Genomic DNA, 17,351 nt, shown 5'->3' with positions numbered 1-17,351 from the left:
TTCATGAGGAAGGAATCCGCAGCGTCTGGCCCACCCGAATCACATCATTATTAAGGTTATTGGCCTTGCGCAGCTCACCAATATCCACCCCATTGCGCCGGGCGATTTCTGACAGGGTGTCGCCACGCTGAATCACATAACGGGTCTCACTGCCGTTATTTTGGCTGGCCAGCACGGTATTGGGTGGTGGATTGTCACGGAAATAATCCTTGATGGCCGAGGCAATCTGGGTGGCCATCTGACGCTGGTAAGCACGATCCCGCAGCCGCTGTTCTTCCTGTGGGTTGGAAATGAAACCAGCCTCAATCAGCATTGAAGGCATATCCGGCGACTTGAGCACCAGAAAACCGGCCTGTTCCACGTCCCGCTTGTGCAGACGGTTGATCTGCCCCATGTTGCGCAGCACGCGAGAACCGGCTTTCAGGCTTTCCGACAGGGTCGCCGTCATCGACAAATCCACCAGCACACCCGCCAGGGTTTCATCCTTGTCACCCAACGTCAGCACCCCTTCCACCCCACCGATCAGGTCAGCACGGTTTTCACTGTCCGCCAGCCAGCGGGCAGACTCAGATGAAGCTCCTCGCTGCGACAATACATACACTGACGAGCCACGCGGTTGCGGTGAACGGTAGGCATCCGCATGAATCGAAAGAAACAGGTCAGCACGTGCCTTGCGGGCCACTTCCACCCGCTGGCGCAATCCGATGTAATAATCCCCGGTACGGGTCAACACCGCTTCAAAGGCAGGGTCGGCATCTATCTGACGCGCCAGCTCGCGAGAAATGGCCCACACCACATCCTTTTCACGGGTACCGCCCGGACCGATGGCACCGGGGTCTTCACCACCATGCCCCGGATCAATGGCAACAATGATGCGGCGCTGTTCACGTGGCAGGGTTTCACGGGGCGGTGCCTGCTGCACCCGCGCCTGCTCCGGCATTACCAGATCCACGACCAGCCGGTGACCATACTGTTCATTGGGGCGCAGCAGAAAACTGCGCGGCTGCACATTACGAGACAGATCCAGCACCACCCGCAAGTCATTCTGATTACGCACCGCAGAGCGGATGCGGCTGATGGGAGTGGATTCCAGGCCACTGTTACTGAACTGGGTATTCAGACGCGCATTACTGATGTCGATGACCAGCCGGGAAGGGTTATCCAGCATGAACACCCGGTGCTGAACCGGGCCGCTGAGGTCAAACACCAGCCGGGTATGATCCGGTGCCGGCCAGACACGCAGACTGTCAATGCGGGATGAAGCCTGCAGCGGCAGACTGACCAGCAGCAACAGACTCAGAAAAACAAACAAACTACGTTTCATGCAGGGGTTCCCAGTTGCTGCAGTGCCCGTTGCCCTGCTTCAGTGGCTGCTTCAGCAGTGATGCGACGGCCCTGGCCATCCAGTGCAAAATACAAATGCAAGTCAGGTTTTGGCAGAAAACCCTGCCCCCGGCCCGGCCATTCAATCAGGCATAAAGCGGCATCATCAAAATAGTCACGGATACCGATGTATTCGAGTTCTTCCGGATCAGCCAGGCGATAAAGGTCAAAATGGTAAACACTGCGCCCGTTCAACAGATAAGGCTCCACCAGGGTATAGGTTGGGCTTTTCACTGCACCCTGATGCCCCAGCGCACGAATCAGGCCGCGACTGAAGGTGGTTTTGCCACTGCCCAGATCCCCCACCAGATACACCACACCCTGGGCCAGCACCTGGCCAAGCCGTGCTCCCAGAGCCACCTGTGCTGCTTCATCAGGAAGATAAAAATCCGCTTTCATGCCTTGACCACTCGATTCACCAATGCATCAGTATAAATAAAAAACCGTCTAGTTTCCCCTGCGCCGAATAAACGGCAACAGATCACTGGGCAACAAACCACGTGGCTGCTCTGCTGCTGCATCATCACCGGCCAGAGCATGAATCAGCACACCCAGCGCTGCGGCGTCAGTCGGTTGACAGCCCTGCGCCAGCAAGGCTGCAATACAGCCACTGAGCAGATCGCCCATGCCAGCCACGCCCATGCCCGGGTTACCAAAGGGGCAGAGTTGCACTTCAGCAGCAGACTCAGGGCTGGCCACCAGTGAACCTGCTCCTTTTAAAACCGTCACGGCTCCGGTTGCTGATGCCAGTTGTTGCACGGACAACAGCCGGTCAGCCTGAATCTGATCAAGCTGACAACCCAGTAAACGAGCCGCTTCACCCGGATGGGGTGTGATCACACGCGGCAATTGCAGATTGTCCGGTACCGACCCCGCCGCCCACAAATTCAACGCATCGGCATCGACCAGTTGTGGACCGTTAAAGTTCCGGCAGCACTGCCAGAGTTGTTGTGCCAGCGCATCCTGCCCCAGTCCCGGGCCAATCAGCAACACATCGGCCCAATCCATCGCCTGCTGCAGTTGTTGCTCAGGAGCTGGCAACAGGGCCTGCACCATGATTTCCGGTTGTGCCGCCAGAAAGGCACTGACATGCTCCGCCAGGGTCAGCACCTTCACCATACCGGCACCCGTTCGCAGAGCTGCCCGGGCCGCCAGCAAGGCCGCACCACCCATACCGCTCAGGCCACCCACAATCAATACCCGACCATGGCTACCCTTGTGGTTACCGGCACGACGCGGTGGTAACAAGGGTTGATCCGGCAAGGGTTGCAGTCGGGCACAGGGTGACACCGGCCAGCGTGAAGGCTGGATACCCAGATCAGCCAGCAGCACCTGACCACAGGCATCCGGCCCCTGACCCGTGAACAGCCCGGGTTTCAATGCAATAAACGTCAGTGTCAGATCAGCCTGCACCACGGCATTGCCATGCTGCCCCTGACCAACCCGCAGCCCCGAAGGTACATCCAATGCCAATACCGGACCGGGTGCCTGATTGATCACTTGAATCCAGTCAGCCACCCGACCATGTGCATCCCCCTGCAGCCCGATACCCAGCAAGGCATCCACCAGCACTTCGCTGGCATCAAAATCACTGGTGGCCGGATCATCACTGCAAGGTGCCAGGCCATAAGCCTTGACTGCAGCCCAGGCTTCAGCCGCTTCACCCTTGTAGTTTTCCGGCTCCACCGCCAGCCACAGGCGCACTGACCAGCCTGCCTGTGCGGCATAAAGGGCCACCAGCAGCCCATCACCACCATTATTTCCGCCACCACAGAACACGCTGACACCACTTGCCTGGGGCCAGCGTTGCTGCAACACCTGCCAGGCCGAACGTGCTGCCCGCTGCATCAGCTCAAATCCGGGGGTACCGGCGGCGATCACCTGACGATCCAGTTCAGCACAGGCTGCTGCTGTGTAAAGGGGGAAACCACTGGCAACCGCTGCCGGGTGCCGACGAGGATCAAGCAACATGCTTTGTCTCCTGCTGTATCAGTGATCACAGCTTTACCGTAAGTGATCACATCTTAACCGCAAGTGATCCGGGAACCTACTGCCAGAGGGCCAACAGGAAAAGTTTTCCATCTGGACAGTTTCTGCTAAAGTGCGCGCTTTTTCGCAGCAGGTGGATGCAAGATGAATGCAGTTGTTCTGGCAATACTGGTTCTGGTCACCCTCAGTCTGGCCCGGGTTTCGGTGGTATTTTCACTGATTCTGGCGGCCCTGGTCGGTGGCCTGCTCAGCGGCATGTCACTCAATGAAGTGATGGACGCCTTTAATGGTGGACTGGGCAAGGGTGCCGGGATTGCACTGGCTTATGCGGCACTGGGTGCCTTTGCCGTGGCACTGGCGCGCTCAGGTGTCACTGAACGCCTGGCCGCACTGATCATCGGACGCATGAACCACGCCAATCAGATTGCAGCCAATTCCAGCCAGGCAAGCGGCAGCCACTGGCTGAAATGGGGACTACTGGGTGCCATTTTGCTGATGGCCATCAGTTCACAGAACCTGATCCCGGTTCACATCGCTTTCATTCCGATCCTGATTCCACCCTTGCTGGCAGTGATCAACCGGATGCAGCTGGATCGCCGTGCGGTGGCCTGCATTATCACCTTTGGCATCACCGCTCCCTACATGCTGCTGCCGGTGGGTTTTGGTGCCATTTTCCTGAATGACATCCTGCTGACCAACCTGAATGCTGCCGGTGCTGAACAGCAAGTGGTTTTTGAAGCCGCCAAGGTTCCTCTGGCCATGATTATCCCCATCCTTGGCATGTTACTGGGACTGGCCATTGCACTGTTATTCAGTTACCGCAAAAAAAGAGTTTATGAGGATCGCGCCATTGGTGATGCCAGTCATACCCACAACCCCACTCAGCAACCTCAGGGCCTGAAGCCCTGGCAATGGCTGATGCTGGTGTTGTCAATTGTGGCAGCCCTGGCCGTGCAACTGGGATATAACTCGATGGTGCTGGGTGGCCTGGTGGGGTTTGCGCTCTTGTCACTGAGCGGTGTGTTCCGCTGGCGCGAACAGGATGACCTGTTCACCGAAGGCATGCGCATGATGACCCTGGTCGGTTTTATCATGATCACTGCTTCGGGGTTTGCCGGGGTGATGCAGGCCAGCGGTGAAGTGCCGCAACTGGTGGAAAGCTCGGTGCAACTGATTGGTGACAACAAGGGACTGGCCGCTCTGATCATGCTATTGGTCGGGCTGTTCATCACCATGGGCATCGGTTCATCCTTCTCCACCATCCCGATCATTGCCGCCCTGTATGTGCCGCTGGCACTGAGTTTCGGTTTTTCACCACTGGCCACCATTGCCCTGGTGGGCACGGCTGCCGCCCTGGGTGATGCCGGTTCACCGGCTTCCGATTCCACTCTGGGGCCAACCGCCGGACTCAATGCCGACGGCCAGCATGATCACATCTGGGATTCGGTGGTGCCCACCTTTATTCACTACAACATCCCGCTGATCATCTTCGGCTGGGGTGCTGCCATGCTGCTGTGAAGTTTTTCACAGCTTGCAAGTCAGCTCCTGCTCACAAACCAGCCCTTGCTGCAACTGCTGCAGATTGCCCAGTGTCACCTCGGCAATCTGTGCCAGTGCCTCGGCAGTGAAAAAGCCCTGATGCCCGGTGATCAATACATTGGGGAAGGTCATCAAGCGAGACAACTGGTCATCCGGCAGGATTTCATCGGACAGGTCGCGGAAAAACACATCCCCTTCCTGTTCATACACATCCAGCGCCAGATAACCCATCTGGCCGGATTTTAATGCCGCAATCGCTGCTGCCGTGTCGACCAACCCGCCACGACTGGTGTTAACTAGCATCACCCCACGCTTCATGCGACTGATGGCATAACCATTGATCAGGTGGTGATTTTCCGGTGTCAGCGGGCAATGCAGGCTGATCACATCACTTTCGGCATAGAGTTTTTCCAGTGGCACATAAATACCACCCAGCGCAGTGAATGCCGGATTTTCATAAGGATCATGCGCCAGCAGCCTGCAACCGAAGCCTTTAAGGATTCTGGCCGTGGCCAGACCGATCTGACCGGTACCAATCAACCCGACACTGCGACCATGAAGATTAAAACCCAGCAGACCATTCAACTGGAAGTTGCTTTCCCGAACCCGGTTGAATGCCCGATGGGTATGACGATTCAGGGTCAGCATCAAAGCCAGGGTATGTTCTGCCACTGCCTCTGGTGAGTAGGCCGGTACACGCACCACCGGCAAGGCCAGGCGCCGTGCCTCGCCCAGATCCACCTGATTAAAACCGGCACAACGCAGTGCAATGAATTGAATGCCCTGTTGCTTCAACGCCTGCAGACATTCGGCATCCAGCGTATCATTCACAAAGGCACAAACAGCATCAGCACCTTCGGCCAGACGAGCGGTTTGTGCATTCAGGGGTGATTCCAGATAATCCAGCGTGAAACCGAAATGCTGGTTGGCGGCATCAAAAAACTGCCGATCATATTTCTGGGCACTGAAAAAACGAATACGCATAACGAGCTTCCAACAGTCAAAAACACCATGATAGCCGATTCACACCTGCAACCGGACCTTCAGCGTCTGGCCGACCACATCCGACAACTGGCACGTGAGCTGGGCTTTTCTGCCTGCGGCATCACCGGTGTTGATCTGGGTGAGCATCCGGCCTACCTGAAAAAGTGGCTGGCTGCCGGTTATCATGGGCAGATGCAGTGGATGGAAAACCACCTCGACAAACGCTGCAATCCTGCCCTGCTGGAACCCGGCACCCTGTCCATCATCAGTGTGCGACTGGATTACCTGCCACCGGAAACCCAGGCCATCAAGGTACTTAACAACCCCGAACAGGCTTATGTCAGCCGTTATGCCCTGGGCCGTGATTACCACAAACTGATTCGCAAGCGTCTGGCACAACTGGCCGAACAGATCAATCAACACCTGCAGCAGCTACCTGCCCTGCAGGCAGCCTTTGGTGAACTGAAAAGCCGCGCCTTCACCGACTCTGCCCCGGTGCTGGAGCGGGGCATTGCCCAGCAGGCCGGGCTGGGCTGGATCGGCAAGAACTGCATGTTGATCACCCCCAGAGCCGGCAGCTTGTTTTTTCTGGGGGAGCTGTACCTGAACCTGCCACTGCCACCGGATCCAGCTTTTGTGAAAGACCACTGCGGCCAGTGCAACGCCTGCCATACCGCCTGCCCGACTCAGGCTTTTGTGGCTGACGGAGTACTGGATGCCCAACGCTGCATCAGTTACCTGACCATTGAGCTTGAGGGCAGTATTCCGCTGGAGTTACGTCCGCTGATCGGCAACCGCATTTTTGGTTGTGATGACTGCCAGCTGGTCTGCCCCTGGACCCGCTTTGCACCCTCCACCCGCGAAAAGGACTTTCATCCCCGCCATGATCTCGACAGCGCCAGCCTGCTGGAACTGTTCAACTGGGATGAAAACACCTTTTTAAAAAACACCGAAGGCTCTGCCATCCGCCGCACCGGTTACACCAACTGGCTACGCAACCTTGCCGTGGCACTGGGCAATGCCCCACACAGCAACGCAGTGATTCAGGCACTGAAGGAAAAAAGCCAGCACCCGGAAGCAGTGGTCAGAGAACATGTGGAATGGGCGCTGGAAGGGCAACTGGGAAAGACAGCGACGTCAGGAGGTGTCACAACCCAATGATGCTGTCTTGCCTGAATTCATATCGCTACTGCAACTGCAGACCTTGTGCTGCTAAAACATTGAATATGCAAAGTTGCTCCCTGAAATGTATCTAATAAGCAGGTTGTCACTTGGTGGTTCCATTCCAGCCGATTTAAAGCGTGATAGTATTAGGTTCTGGAGTTCTGTCTTGGACTTTCTTTTATGGATACCCAGTACCCAGGAAGTTCGGATATCGAGCGAAGAAACCCTGACTTTTGATATTTTTTTAATGTCCTTCATCATATTTGAGAAACATGCAGCAGCATCCGGATGCTGCTTAACCTCTAGAGCTGCATAGGATTCCTTACGCCACCCTTTCTTGCGGATGATAAAGTCGGGACGGCAAAATGTTTGACCTTTTTCCTTCCGACGATCGAGCTCAACCGGCCACTCACGCCACCACTCTGGCAAAGACTCATGCTGACTCAAAAAGTTAGCAAACTCAATCTGAAACCAAACCTCCCAGCCTGTAATTGCTTGATCTTCGATAATAGCGAGTGATCTACCCACTCTACGCTGGCGAAAAAAGTCCTCAGTCAACTCTGAAAGATATTCAAAGTCAGCACTCATAGTTTCCTCCTTGCGAGCACACCCTCAGTCTGATCCTTTGTTATCGCATGACAACTGCTTTTTGTTGCTACATTTTAACATTCATACCTAAAACTAGGGCCACGAAAGCCATGAAAAAACAAAGTTGCCTTAAAGGGTTGAAAAGTGTATTTTTACCTATCCTGGCATTAGGCTCTCTGGAGTCTCCTCTCGGTGCTGCTGTCACATCGTGACTATAGGTATGACCGTGCAATACATGCTACTGGCATTTCCTGTATCATAATTGCCGTGAAGTTGGTTAAGGCCATGCGCATAGCGCTAGGTAAGCCAGGAATAGCACGAGGGGCATAATATGGAAAAAAAACCAAATTATGGCCTAGCTCGAGAGCGCAAAAATAGTGAGTCCGACAAGGTTAAACTTGAGTATGCCAATTTAAAAATTGAGCAAGAAAGAGTTAAACTGCAGCAAATGAAGGCTGATCTCCATTTCAAATGGATCAGAAACATTAGCTTGCTTGCCTCATTAATAACAGCAATCTTGAGCGTGGCCTTTAACTATGTCAATCCAAAAAAACAAATCTTCTTGGCTTTTGCGTTTCGAGATAAAACCTGGCGTATGGATATTTGTACCTGATGAGGAAGCAAAAGAAACAGGTGAAAAAATAAGGAAGTCTATTCAGAATATGTGGCGCCCACCTGACTACTACTTTAATCATCAAAAAGGGGGGCACGTAGCCGCACTAAAGCTACATACGGAAAGCGAATATTTTTTCAAAATTGATATAAAGAGATTTTTTGACAGCATAAACAAGACACGCGTCACAAGAAACCTAAAAGAGTTATTTGGATATGAGATAGCAAGAGCTGCAGCATCAAAGTCAACTGTACCCATGCCAAACTCACTTGAAAAAAGGTTCATCTTGCCGTTTGGATTTATTCAATCACCTATAATATCAGCTTTATGCTTGAGGAAAAGCCACCTTGGCAACCTACTGCATAAAATAAGAGAAAACAAGAGAATGAAGGTTAGTGTTTATGTTGATGACATAATAGTGTCTTCTTCTAAAAAACACCTAAAAGAACTGACATCCATTTACTTTAAATCAGTTTATGCTTGCGAAAAATCCGGATTTTTATTAAACAATGAAAAATCACAAAAACCCGAAGCCTATGTAAACTCATTCAACATAACAACAAGAAAAAAATCAATGACAATAAATGAAAGCAGAATGGCAGAATTCAGAAAAACGCTCCACGAAACAAAAAACAAATTTGTAGTCGATGGCGTAAAAAACTATGTAGATTCAATCAATGACTGGCAATCCAGCACGCTATAAATAGCCCAGTCAACAGCTTTCATGGCACGAATGCCGATACATAAAACACCCAATTAAAACATCTTCAACTCAGAAAGTAATACATAACAGAGGCGAGGAGTTAGAGAATCCTGATAGCCTGATCCAGAAAGCCAATCAACTCGTCTTCCGTTTCACACCGTTTGCAGGCATCAAATACCTGGTGGGCGGCCTCTCCCCAGCGCAGTCGCAGCATCACCAGCCATTGTTTGGTACGCATCACCCGCACGTCCTCCTGGTACGCCTGAGCCGGTTGTTGCAGCCATTGCACCAGCAGTTGCAACACCTGTCCGAATTCGGTTGCTGTCACCGCTTCACCGGCATGGTGTTGACGGATCTGGCGTGCCAGCCAGGGGTCTGTCATGGCCGTACGGCCGAGCATGACATCCCGGATGCCACTGACGGCAACACACCGCTGGTAGTCTTCCAGGGTCCATATTTCACCATTGGCCAGCACCGGCACATCCATCACCTCAGCGATGCGGGCGACCCACTCCCACTGAGCCGGAGGTTTATACCCCTGCACCTTGGTGCGCGCATGCACCACCAACTGGCTGATGCCGGCTTCCTGCAGGGCGCGGGCATTGTCCAGCGCCAGCTCAGTATCCTGGTATCCCAGCCGCATCTTGGCCGTTAAAGGAATGCCCAGTGGCCGAAGCGCATCAGCCACCGCTCTGGCAGCGGCATAAACCTGTTCTGGATAACGCAACAGACTGGCGCCACCCAGGTGGCGATTAACGGTTTTGGCCGGACAGCCAAAATTGAGATCCACTACTTTGGCGCCAGCCGATGCCGCCACACGGGCATTAATGGCCAGCATCTCAGGATCACTGCCCAGCAGTTGCAGGTGCACTGGAACCCCGGCCGGGGTCAGGGCATTTTGTCGCAGCTCAGGACAGATTCGGTGAAAAACACGCCTCGGCTGCTTGTCTTGTGTAATCCGTACAAATTCAGTGACACAAAAGCTCCAGCCGCCCTGACGGGTGATCAGATCACGGGTCAGCGCATCAATCACCCCCTCCATTGGAGCCAGCGCCACCAGTGGGCTGCAGGCTGAAGGAACAGCCACCGTTGAAGGTTGATGATACCCCTCTTCCGGCTTGGCAGTAGGATGGATCAAGGTTTCACCTGCATAAAAAAGCTTCTTTTGCTGAAAAAAGGCGCATTTTACCTACCAATTTGCGGAAGTACATGACCTGTCAGTCGGTTTTTTCTGTCATCAGGCCGGACACGGTAAAACCTCTGGCTGTGAATGACCGATTAAAGACAACAAGGCCGTTTGGTAGTCATTCTTGTAGTTGCTACAAAAAAAATTCTGGTGCAAGGTTGGACAGTTATCACTGCAACCAACCAAGTTAACTGGCACTGGCTCAACAAGAGGATGTGCAATGCAAGATTCTGAACTGATGATGGAAGGCTTCAACCTCATGCTACTGGGCATGGGTTTTGTTTTTGTCTTCCTGACTGTGCTGGTGATTGCCACCACACTCATGTCCAAGATCATTCTGCAGTTCTTCAAAGGCGAGCCCACTCCGGCCAGCCTTCCGGCCACTGCTCGCCCAGGTGCACTGCCAGGTGGTCAATCGCCGGATCTGATTGCTGCCATTACGGCCGCCATTCATCTGCACCGCCAGAACAAGCAGCAGAAAAAATAAAACACGACGGCATACCCTGCCCAATCGACACAGTATTCTGACTACAAAACAGGTAACGACCATGACTGCACCCAAGAAAAAACTCGGCATAACCGATGTTGTACTGCGTGATGCTCATCAGTCCCTTTTTGCTACCCGCATGCGACTGGATGACATGCTGCCCATTGCTGAAAAACTGGATCAGGTAGGTTTCTGGTCGCTGGAAAGCTGGGGAGGCGCTACCTTTGATGCCTGTATCCGTTACCTGGGTGAAGATCCGTGGGATCGCATTCGTGAACTGAAAAAAGCCATGCCAAAAACCCCGCAACAAATGCTGCTGCGCGGCCAGAACCTGCTGGGCTACCGCCACTATGCTGATGATGTGGTGGAAAAGTTCGTCGAGCGTGCGGCCACCAATGGTGTAGATGTGTTCCGTGTATTTGATGCCATGAACGATCCGCGCAATCTGGAAACTGCGCTGAAGGCCGTCAAAAAGCAGGGCAAACACGCCCAGGGCACGATTTCCTACACCATCTCGCCGGTTCACACCATGCAGATGTGGCTGGATCTGTCCAAAAAGATCGAAGACATGGGCGCCGACTCACTGGCCATCAAAGACATGGCCGGTCTGCTGAACCCCTATGTGGCTTATGAGCTGGTCAGCAAACTGAAAGCCACGCTGTCCATTCCGATTCACATGCAGTGCCACGCCACCACTGGCCTATCCACCTCTGCCATCGTCAAGGCGGTGGAAGCGGGTATCGACAACGTTGACACTGCCATTTCCTCCATGTCCCAGACTTACGGTCACAGCCCAACCGAATCCGTGGTTTCCATCTTCCAGGGCACCGAGTACGACACAGGCCTGGACATCGAACTGCTGGAAGAAATTGCTGCCTACTTCCGCGAAGTGCGGAAAAAATACGCCAAATTTGAAGGCTCATTAAAAGGTGTGGACTCCCGCATTCTGGTTGCCCAAGTACCTGGTGGCATGCTGACCAATATGGAAAGCCAGCTGAAGGAACAGGGTGCTGGTGACAAGCTGGATGAAGTACTGGCAGAGATTCCTGCCGTGCGCAAGGATCTGGGTTACATCCCGCTGGTTACCCCAACGTCTCAGATTGTTGGCACCCAGGCGGTGATGAACGTATTGATGGGTGAGCGCTACAAGTCCATCAGCAAGGAAGTACAGGCACTGCTGAAAGGTGAATACGGTGCCGCGCCTGCCGAGCTGAACAAGGAGCTGCAGGCCCGTGTGCTGGAAGGCAAAGAGCCGATCACCTGCCGTCCTGCTGACCTGCTGGAAGCCGAAATGGACAAGCTGGCCACTGAACTGAAGCAGAAGGCCAAAGAAGACGGCATCAAACTGGCTGGCGGTAACAACGAAATTGATGACGTGCTGACCTATGCCCTGTTCCCGCAGATCGGTCTGAAATTCCTGAAAAACCGTGGTGATGCTTCTGCCTTTGAGCCTGTACCCACGCTGGAAGATGCACAGGCTGCAGCTGCACCGGCCCGCAAAGCAGCAAGCGGTGACTCAGGTGTCTACACCGTTAAAGTTAACGGTCAGGCCTATGTGGTGGAAGTGGCCGAAGGTGGCGACCTGTCCAGCGTCACACCTGTTGCGGCTCCGGCTGCCGCTGCACCCACTGCGGCCCCTGCTGCTGCAACCGGTGAAGCCATCAGCGCACCACTGGCCGGTAACATCTTCAAGATCCTGGTCAAACCCGGTGATGCTGTAGAAGCCAACCAGGTATTGATCATCATGGAGGCCATGAAGATGGAAACCGAAATCCGTGCCGCCAATGCCGGAACCGTCAGCAATGTTGCTGTACGTGAAGGTGATGCGGTGCAGGTTGGCGACACCCTGCTGACTCTCTGAGCCGGAGCCTGACCTCATGGAAAAAATTCTGTTGCTGTGGGAAAACTCAGGTCTCTACAACCTGACCTTTCCTCAGTTCATCATGATCGCCATCTGTCTGGTGCTGCTGTACCTGGCGATTGCCAAGAAGTTTGAGCCGTTGCTGCTGCTGCCCATCGGTTTTGCCGGGGTATTGGCAAACGTTCCGGAAGCAGGGCTGGCCCTGTCTGCCATGGATCAGGCGCTGTACCACTTCAACCCGGCAGTGATGCAGTCACTGGCTGGTGAACTGGGTGTATCACTGACAGCAGCCACCGATGCTGCCAACAAGGTGATCATCAAGGATGCCCTGGCGGCCATTGATGATCCGGCTGTTTATGCCCGAGTGCAGTACCTGATCAGCATGGCAGGTTATACCGATGGTTTCCTGTACGTGTTTTACAAGGTACTGGTCGCTTCCGGCATTGCACCCTTGATCATCTTCCTGGGTGTGGGTGCCATGACTGACTTTGGTCCTTTGCTGGCCAACCCACGCACCCTGTTCCTGGGTGCTGCTGCTCAGTTCGGTATTTTTGCCACCGTACTGGGTGCCGTGGGACTGTCTGCGCTGGGCGTAGTGGATTTCAGCATCAACCAGGCCGCTGCCATCGGTATCATCGGTGGCGCGGATGGCCCGACCGCCATCTACGTTTCCAGCGTACTGGCTCCGGAATTGCTGGGCGCCATTGCCGTTGCCGCTTACGCCTACATGGCACTGGTGCCAATTGTGCAACCACCGATCATGCGTGCTCTGACCACCAAAGCCGAGCGTGCCATTGTGATGACTCAGCTACGCCCGGTCAGCAAGCGCGAGAAGATCATCTTCCCGCTGGCAGTACTGGGTCTGGTTGCCCTGTTCCTGCCTTCGGCAGCACCACTGCTGGGCATGTTCTGTCTGGGTAACCTGATGCGTGAATGTGGTGTGGTGGAGCGTCTGTCAGATACTGCACAGAACGCGCTGATCAACATTGTCACCATCTTCCTGGGTCTGGCGGTGGGTTCACGCTTGATTGCCGAGCTGTTCCTGACCCGGGAAACCCTGGGCATCATGGCACTGGGTATTGTGGCTTTTGCCATCGGCACTGCCACCGGTGTTCTGATGGCCAAGCTGATGAACAAGGTCAGCAAGATGCCGATCAACCCGCTGATTGGTTCTGCCGGTGTGTCTGCGGTCCCCATGGCGGCACGGGTATCCAACAAGCTGGGGCTGGAAGCCAACCCACAAAACTTCCTGCTGATGCATGCCATGGGCCCGAACGTGGCTGGTGTTATCGGCTCCGCAGTGGCTGCGGGTGTGATGATCATGTACCTGGGTTAAGTCACCCTGGTATAAAAAGAAAACCGGAGCCAATTGGCTCCGGTTTTTTTATACTGCCATTAACTGCTGCAAAAAGACTGCTGCAAAGAGGCTACTGCAAAGACACTACTCGAAAACGGTTGGTCAAAAGCGGCTGGTTTTACTTCTCTTGGGAAGCTTGTAAACCAGAGGTTAGGGGTTAACACTTTTAAAATGCCAGCCTCAGGCGGCCAGACGTAGTTGTTGAGCTTCGGTTTCTGCGTACAGGGCTTGTTCCCAGGTATAACGCAGCTGCAATTCTTCGGCCAGTGCCAGTAAGGTTTCAAGACTCATGTTCAAGGCTCCCTCTGCCTGTGAATGGATCTGAATTCACACCTCTGAATCTACAACTTTATATGTAGACTCACTTTCAGGTTAGCAGCTGACCAGCCAGTCATCCAGTGTCAGCAGATGAAGAATTTTTATTTGATTTTCATAAACTTGAGTCTAAATTTATTTCGCATACGCACATAAAGTGCAAGGTCTTGTTTTAACAAGGTAAAGAAACTGACTAAAGTGGTCGACTTATACCTGAGAACAGCAGTTTTAGCAGACAGGAGTAGATTATGGTTTTTGCCATTTACGAACAGGGACTACGTATCCACACCCCGAAAGAGAAACTGCTGGCACGCCCGGCGATTCGCCAGACCCAGGCGATCAGTGCCAGCCGCAGGCTGATGGAGCATGGTGGTGATGCAGAGCATGAACAAAGCATCAGTGACCAGCAGTATATTCGGGACTACCCGGAAAGATCCGGGCAAGGTACCGGTGAACGTGCCGCACCCCGCCACAAGGCAATGGAGGCTTATGCCAGTGTGGAGCAAGCACGCAAGCCGGCAGCGCCTTTGTTACCTGCACACCAGATCATGCGCACACCAGTGATCACACTGAGTGAAACAGCCAGTCTGAATGAAGCCTGGGCCATCATGAAAAGAGAATCCATCCATTACCTGCTGCTGCTGGATGAAAAAGGTGGCTTGAGTGGGGTAATTAATGACCGAGACTTGCTGCAAGAGGCGGCCGGTATTGGCCCTTTAAGTCAGGAAGCAGGGATAGATCTGGCTCACACACCAGCAGCCAGACTGATACGAGCGCCACTGGTCACTGCCAGTCCGGATACAGATGTCAGGGATATTGCAAGAGTCATGCTGGCACAGAAAGTACGTGCCATGCCGGTTGTCAGTGAAGAAGGGGAGTTACTGGGATTAGTGACCCGCTCAGACTTGATGCTGGGATTGGCAAACCAGAACCTGGAAATCTGGACTTGAAGCAGGCCATCAATGACTTACAAGGGCTCGAATGGCAGCAGCACCAAACAAAACCGTTCCTGTTAACGACGGGCATGCAACTGCATTAACTCACTCAGCTTATCCTGCATGCGACTCTCTTCCTCTCGTTGCTGCTGCAGGGTTTGCTGATATTTAGCCTGATCCTCTCGCTGTTGTTTACCTGTCTCCAGTTCATCCAGCTGGCGACGGGCATACTCAGCCTCTTCTGCATTCACAAATCCGGCATTACGCCCCTGTAAATCCAACCTGACTGCACCAGCTTTGAGACAACGCAGATAGCGCGGCACTTTTACATAACCGGCCAAAGCACGCCGCACCTTTTTCATGTCCCCGCCATCAGCAGCCAGCAGGTCTTCATGAATGCCAATCTTGAGGGGTTGTGGCTGTCCCGGCATAAAGGCTTTTGGATAGGTTTTGATCCAACGCTCAAGGCGTTGTTGAGGAGACAAATCGTCAATGGCAGGGTCAACAACAACCTGGGCCGAATGCTCTGCAACCGTTGCATCCAGGCCAAGCGTTTCACGTATTAAACGCATCAAGGCATCAGGGCGACTCAGCAATGCCGCTTCTGACGGCTGTTTGAGCGCTGCTGTCAGGCGGTTACGCAAAGCGTCTATGCGGCCCTCCAGCTGGGTTGCACGTGCTTCCAACTCAGCATTTTTGGCCTGGAGTTGCTGAATCTCTGAGCGAGCCTGCTCCAGCGCACCAAGTCCACGATCAGCATAACTGACTAGCTGGTCCAGAAGTTGATCCACACCCTGTTCTTCTGCCATTGAATACTCCATCAGGTTTTACAACCATCTATTTAGCATCTTTCCCTGGGCATGACCAGTCCTTAGCAGCCCCGGCTTTTACGCTCCAACACCCGTATGGCATAAGCGTAACGATTACCTTCCTGGGCCGGGTAGGTATCGCGACTGGTTTCCAGCCAGTCTGCATCCCGGATCTCGGGAAACCAGGTGTCTCCAACTGGCTCAGCATCCACTTCCGTCAGGTACAAACGGCTGGCCAATGCAAAGGCCTGCTGATAGATCTGCCCGCCACCCATCACCATGATTTCTTCTGAACCATCCAGAATCGCCTGACTATCCGCCAGTCGCAGTGCATCCTCCAGACTGGAAGCCACTTTGATACCTGGGTGAGAAAACATCGGGTTGCGGCTGATCACAATATTGGTACGGCCCGGCAAAGGACGCCCGATGGACTCAAAAGTGGCTCGTCCCATCACCAGCGGCTTACCCAGTGTGGTGCGCTTGAAGTGCTTTAACTCTTCCGGCAAATACCAGGGCATGGCGTTATTGTGGCCGATAACCCGGTTTTTTGCTGCTGCCACGATGATGGCGACAGGTGTTGTTAATTGCAGGCTCATACAGCGACCGGTGCCTTGATGTGTGGATGGGACTGGTAATCAAGGATCTCAATGTCTTCAAAACGGAAAGCAAACAGATCCTTCACCGCCGGATTCAAACGCAGCTTTGGCAGGGGCAGGGGTTCACGGCTGAGCTGCAGGTCGGTCTGCTCCAGGTGGTTACTGTAAAGGTGCGCATCACCCAGGGTATGCACAAAATCCCCCACATCCAGATCGCAGACCTGAGCAATCATATGGGTCAACAACGCATAACTGGCGATGTTAAAGGGCACCCCCAGAAAAATGTCCGCTGAGCGCTGATACAACTGGCAGGACAGGCGACCGTCGGCCACATAGAACTGAAACAGGCAATGACAGGGCGGCAGTGCCATCTGATCCACCAGCGCCGGGTTCCAGGCAGATACAATCAGGCGGCGAGAATCAGGATTGGTCTTGATCTGCTGAATCAGGTTGCTGATCTGGTCAATCGAGCCACCATCCGGTTTTGGCCAGGAGCGCCACTGATAGCCATAAACAGGTCCCAGATTTCCCTGCTCATCTGCCCACTCATCCCAGATCGACACACCATTTTCCTTCAGGTAGGCAATATTGGTGTCACCCTGCAAAAACCACAACAGCTCGTGGATGATGGAGCGCAGGTGAAGTTTTTTGGTGGTCACCAATGGAAAACCTTCCTGCAGATTAAAGCGCATCTGATGACCAAATACACTGTATGTGCCGGTTCCGGTACGGTCCGACTTGTAAACACCGGTTTCACGCACTCGGCGCATCAGATCCAGATAGGCTTGCATGCTTGTCTCACTCTGCCGTTTGACTGCCAATTATGCTGTTTTTGAGCCTGC

The 17,351-nt window shown here is 53.7% G+C and carries 17 protein-coding genes; 8 read left to right on the top strand and 9 right to left on the bottom strand.

Annotation, left to right across the window (positions count from 1 at the left end; all coding sequences use genetic code 11):
* Position 1: 1 nt before the first annotated feature.
* From BT114_RS06095 to BT114_RS06085, 3 genes are read right to left on the bottom strand one after another with little or no spacing between them, the layout of a single operon-like run.
* Positions 2 to 1,324, bottom strand: a complete 1,323-nt coding sequence (locus tag BT114_RS06095; protein ID WP_072325462.1) for an N-acetylmuramoyl-L-alanine amidase — start codon at positions 1,322 to 1,324, stop codon at positions 2 to 4.
* A complete protein-coding gene (gene tsaE / locus BT114_RS06090; protein WP_072325461.1) occupies positions 1,321 to 1,782 on the bottom strand; it encodes a tRNA (adenosine(37)-N6)-threonylcarbamoyltransferase complex ATPase subunit type 1 TsaE in 462 nt (153 codons plus the stop codon). Before tsaE ends, BT114_RS06095 begins: the two co-directional genes overlap by 4 nt.
* A gap of 48 nt (positions 1,783 to 1,830) precedes the next feature.
* Positions 1,831 to 3,354 carry a bifunctional ADP-dependent NAD(P)H-hydrate dehydratase/NAD(P)H-hydrate epimerase gene (locus BT114_RS06085; protein ID WP_072325460.1) on the bottom strand — a complete coding sequence of 508 codons (1,524 nt, stop codon included), beginning with the start codon at positions 3,352 to 3,354 and terminating at the stop codon, positions 1,831 to 1,833.
* A 162-nt stretch (positions 3,355 to 3,516) separates the two neighbouring features.
* Between BT114_RS06085 and BT114_RS06080 the strand changes: the two genes are divergently transcribed.
* Entirely contained in the window at positions 3,517 to 4,890 is a 1,374-nt protein-coding gene (locus tag BT114_RS06080; RefSeq protein WP_072325459.1) for a Na+/H+ antiporter family protein, read from the top strand.
* 6 nt (positions 4,891 to 4,896) lie between these two features.
* Here BT114_RS06080 and BT114_RS06075 read toward each other — a convergent pair whose 3' ends face one another.
* Positions 4,897 to 5,895 carry a 2-hydroxyacid dehydrogenase gene (locus tag BT114_RS06075; RefSeq protein WP_072325458.1) on the bottom strand — a complete coding sequence of 333 codons (999 nt, stop codon included), beginning with the start codon at positions 5,893 to 5,895 and terminating at the stop codon, positions 4,897 to 4,899.
* A 27-nt stretch (positions 5,896 to 5,922) separates the two neighbouring features.
* Between BT114_RS06075 and queG the strand changes: the two genes are divergently transcribed.
* Positions 5,923 to 7,056 carry a tRNA epoxyqueuosine(34) reductase QueG gene (queG, locus tag BT114_RS06070; RefSeq protein ID WP_072325457.1) on the top strand — a complete coding sequence of 378 codons (1,134 nt, stop codon included), beginning with the start codon at positions 5,923 to 5,925 and terminating at the stop codon, positions 7,054 to 7,056.
* Between the two features lie 51 nt (positions 7,057 to 7,107).
* Here the strand turns inward: queG and BT114_RS06065 are convergent, their stop codons facing one another.
* Entirely contained in the window at positions 7,108 to 7,647 is a 540-nt protein-coding gene (locus BT114_RS06065) for a hypothetical protein (protein WP_072325456.1), read from the bottom strand.
* A gap of 331 nt (positions 7,648 to 7,978) precedes the next feature.
* Between BT114_RS06065 and BT114_RS14940 the strand changes: the two genes are divergently transcribed.
* Both BT114_RS14940 and BT114_RS06055 read left to right on the top strand, forming a co-directional pair.
* Complete coding sequence (locus tag BT114_RS14940; protein WP_072325455.1) at positions 7,979 to 8,260, top strand: hypothetical protein; 282 nt, start codon at positions 7,979 to 7,981, stop codon at positions 8,258 to 8,260.
* On the top strand, positions 8,184 to 8,963 hold the full coding sequence (locus BT114_RS06055; protein ID WP_084661964.1) for a reverse transcriptase domain-containing protein: 780 nt from the start codon (positions 8,184 to 8,186) through the stop codon (positions 8,961 to 8,963). The genes BT114_RS14940 and BT114_RS06055 overlap by 77 nt, the downstream gene beginning before the upstream one ends.
* A 100-nt stretch (positions 8,964 to 9,063) precedes the next feature.
* Here BT114_RS06055 and BT114_RS06050 read toward each other — a convergent pair whose 3' ends face one another.
* Positions 9,064 to 10,101, bottom strand: a complete 1,038-nt coding sequence (locus BT114_RS06050) for a tRNA dihydrouridine synthase (RefSeq protein WP_342715756.1) — start codon at positions 10,099 to 10,101, stop codon at positions 9,064 to 9,066.
* A gap of 268 nt (positions 10,102 to 10,369) precedes the next feature.
* On the opposite strand from BT114_RS06050, the gene BT114_RS06045 reads away from it, so the two are divergent.
* The 4 genes from BT114_RS06045 to BT114_RS06030 all read left to right on the top strand — a co-directional run bounded on the left by BT114_RS06045 (position 10,370) and on the right by BT114_RS06030 (position 15,119).
* Positions 10,370 to 10,636, top strand: a complete 267-nt coding sequence (locus BT114_RS06045) for an OadG family protein (protein ID WP_072325453.1) — start codon at positions 10,370 to 10,372, stop codon at positions 10,634 to 10,636.
* 61 nt (positions 10,637 to 10,697) lie between these two features.
* On the top strand, positions 10,698 to 12,497 hold the full coding sequence (gene oadA / locus BT114_RS06040) for a sodium-extruding oxaloacetate decarboxylase subunit alpha (protein WP_072325452.1): 1,800 nt from the start codon (positions 10,698 to 10,700) through the stop codon (positions 12,495 to 12,497).
* A 16-nt stretch (positions 12,498 to 12,513) separates the two neighbouring features.
* A complete protein-coding gene (locus BT114_RS06035) occupies positions 12,514 to 13,833 on the top strand; it encodes a sodium ion-translocating decarboxylase subunit beta (RefSeq protein ID WP_072325451.1) in 1,320 nt (439 codons plus the stop codon).
* Positions 13,834 to 14,417: 584 nt separating this feature from the next.
* Positions 14,418 to 15,119: a CBS domain-containing protein gene (locus tag BT114_RS06030; protein WP_072325450.1), complete on the top strand. Its 702-nt coding sequence runs from the start codon at positions 14,418 to 14,420 to the stop codon at positions 15,117 to 15,119.
* Between the two features lie 62 nt (positions 15,120 to 15,181).
* On the opposite strand, the gene BT114_RS06025 is transcribed toward BT114_RS06030, so the two are convergent.
* The 3 genes from BT114_RS06025 to BT114_RS06015 all read right to left on the bottom strand — a co-directional run bounded on the left by BT114_RS06025 (position 15,182) and on the right by BT114_RS06015 (position 17,300).
* Complete coding sequence (locus BT114_RS06025; RefSeq protein WP_072325449.1) at positions 15,182 to 15,913, bottom strand: ProQ/FINO family protein; 732 nt, start codon at positions 15,911 to 15,913, stop codon at positions 15,182 to 15,184.
* A 62-nt stretch (positions 15,914 to 15,975) separates the two neighbouring features.
* Positions 15,976 to 16,509: a dihydrofolate reductase gene (locus BT114_RS06020; protein ID WP_072325448.1), complete on the bottom strand. Its 534-nt coding sequence runs from the start codon at positions 16,507 to 16,509 to the stop codon at positions 15,976 to 15,978.
* The gene (locus BT114_RS06015) at positions 16,506 to 17,300 is read right to left on the bottom strand and encodes a thymidylate synthase (protein ID WP_072325447.1); all 795 of its coding nucleotides are present in this window, start codon (positions 17,298 to 17,300) and stop codon (positions 16,506 to 16,508) included. Before BT114_RS06015 ends, BT114_RS06020 begins: the two co-directional genes overlap by 4 nt.
* Positions 17,301 to 17,351 lie beyond the last annotated feature (51 nt).

This window comes from Marinospirillum alkaliphilum DSM 21637 (assembly GCF_900119735.1).
In the GTDB taxonomy this organism is placed as follows: Bacteria; Pseudomonadota; Gammaproteobacteria; order Pseudomonadales; family Halomonadaceae; genus Marinospirillum; species Marinospirillum alkaliphilum.
Note: the sequence above shows the minus strand (reverse complement) of the source record. Positions and strands in the feature narration are given on the sequence as shown.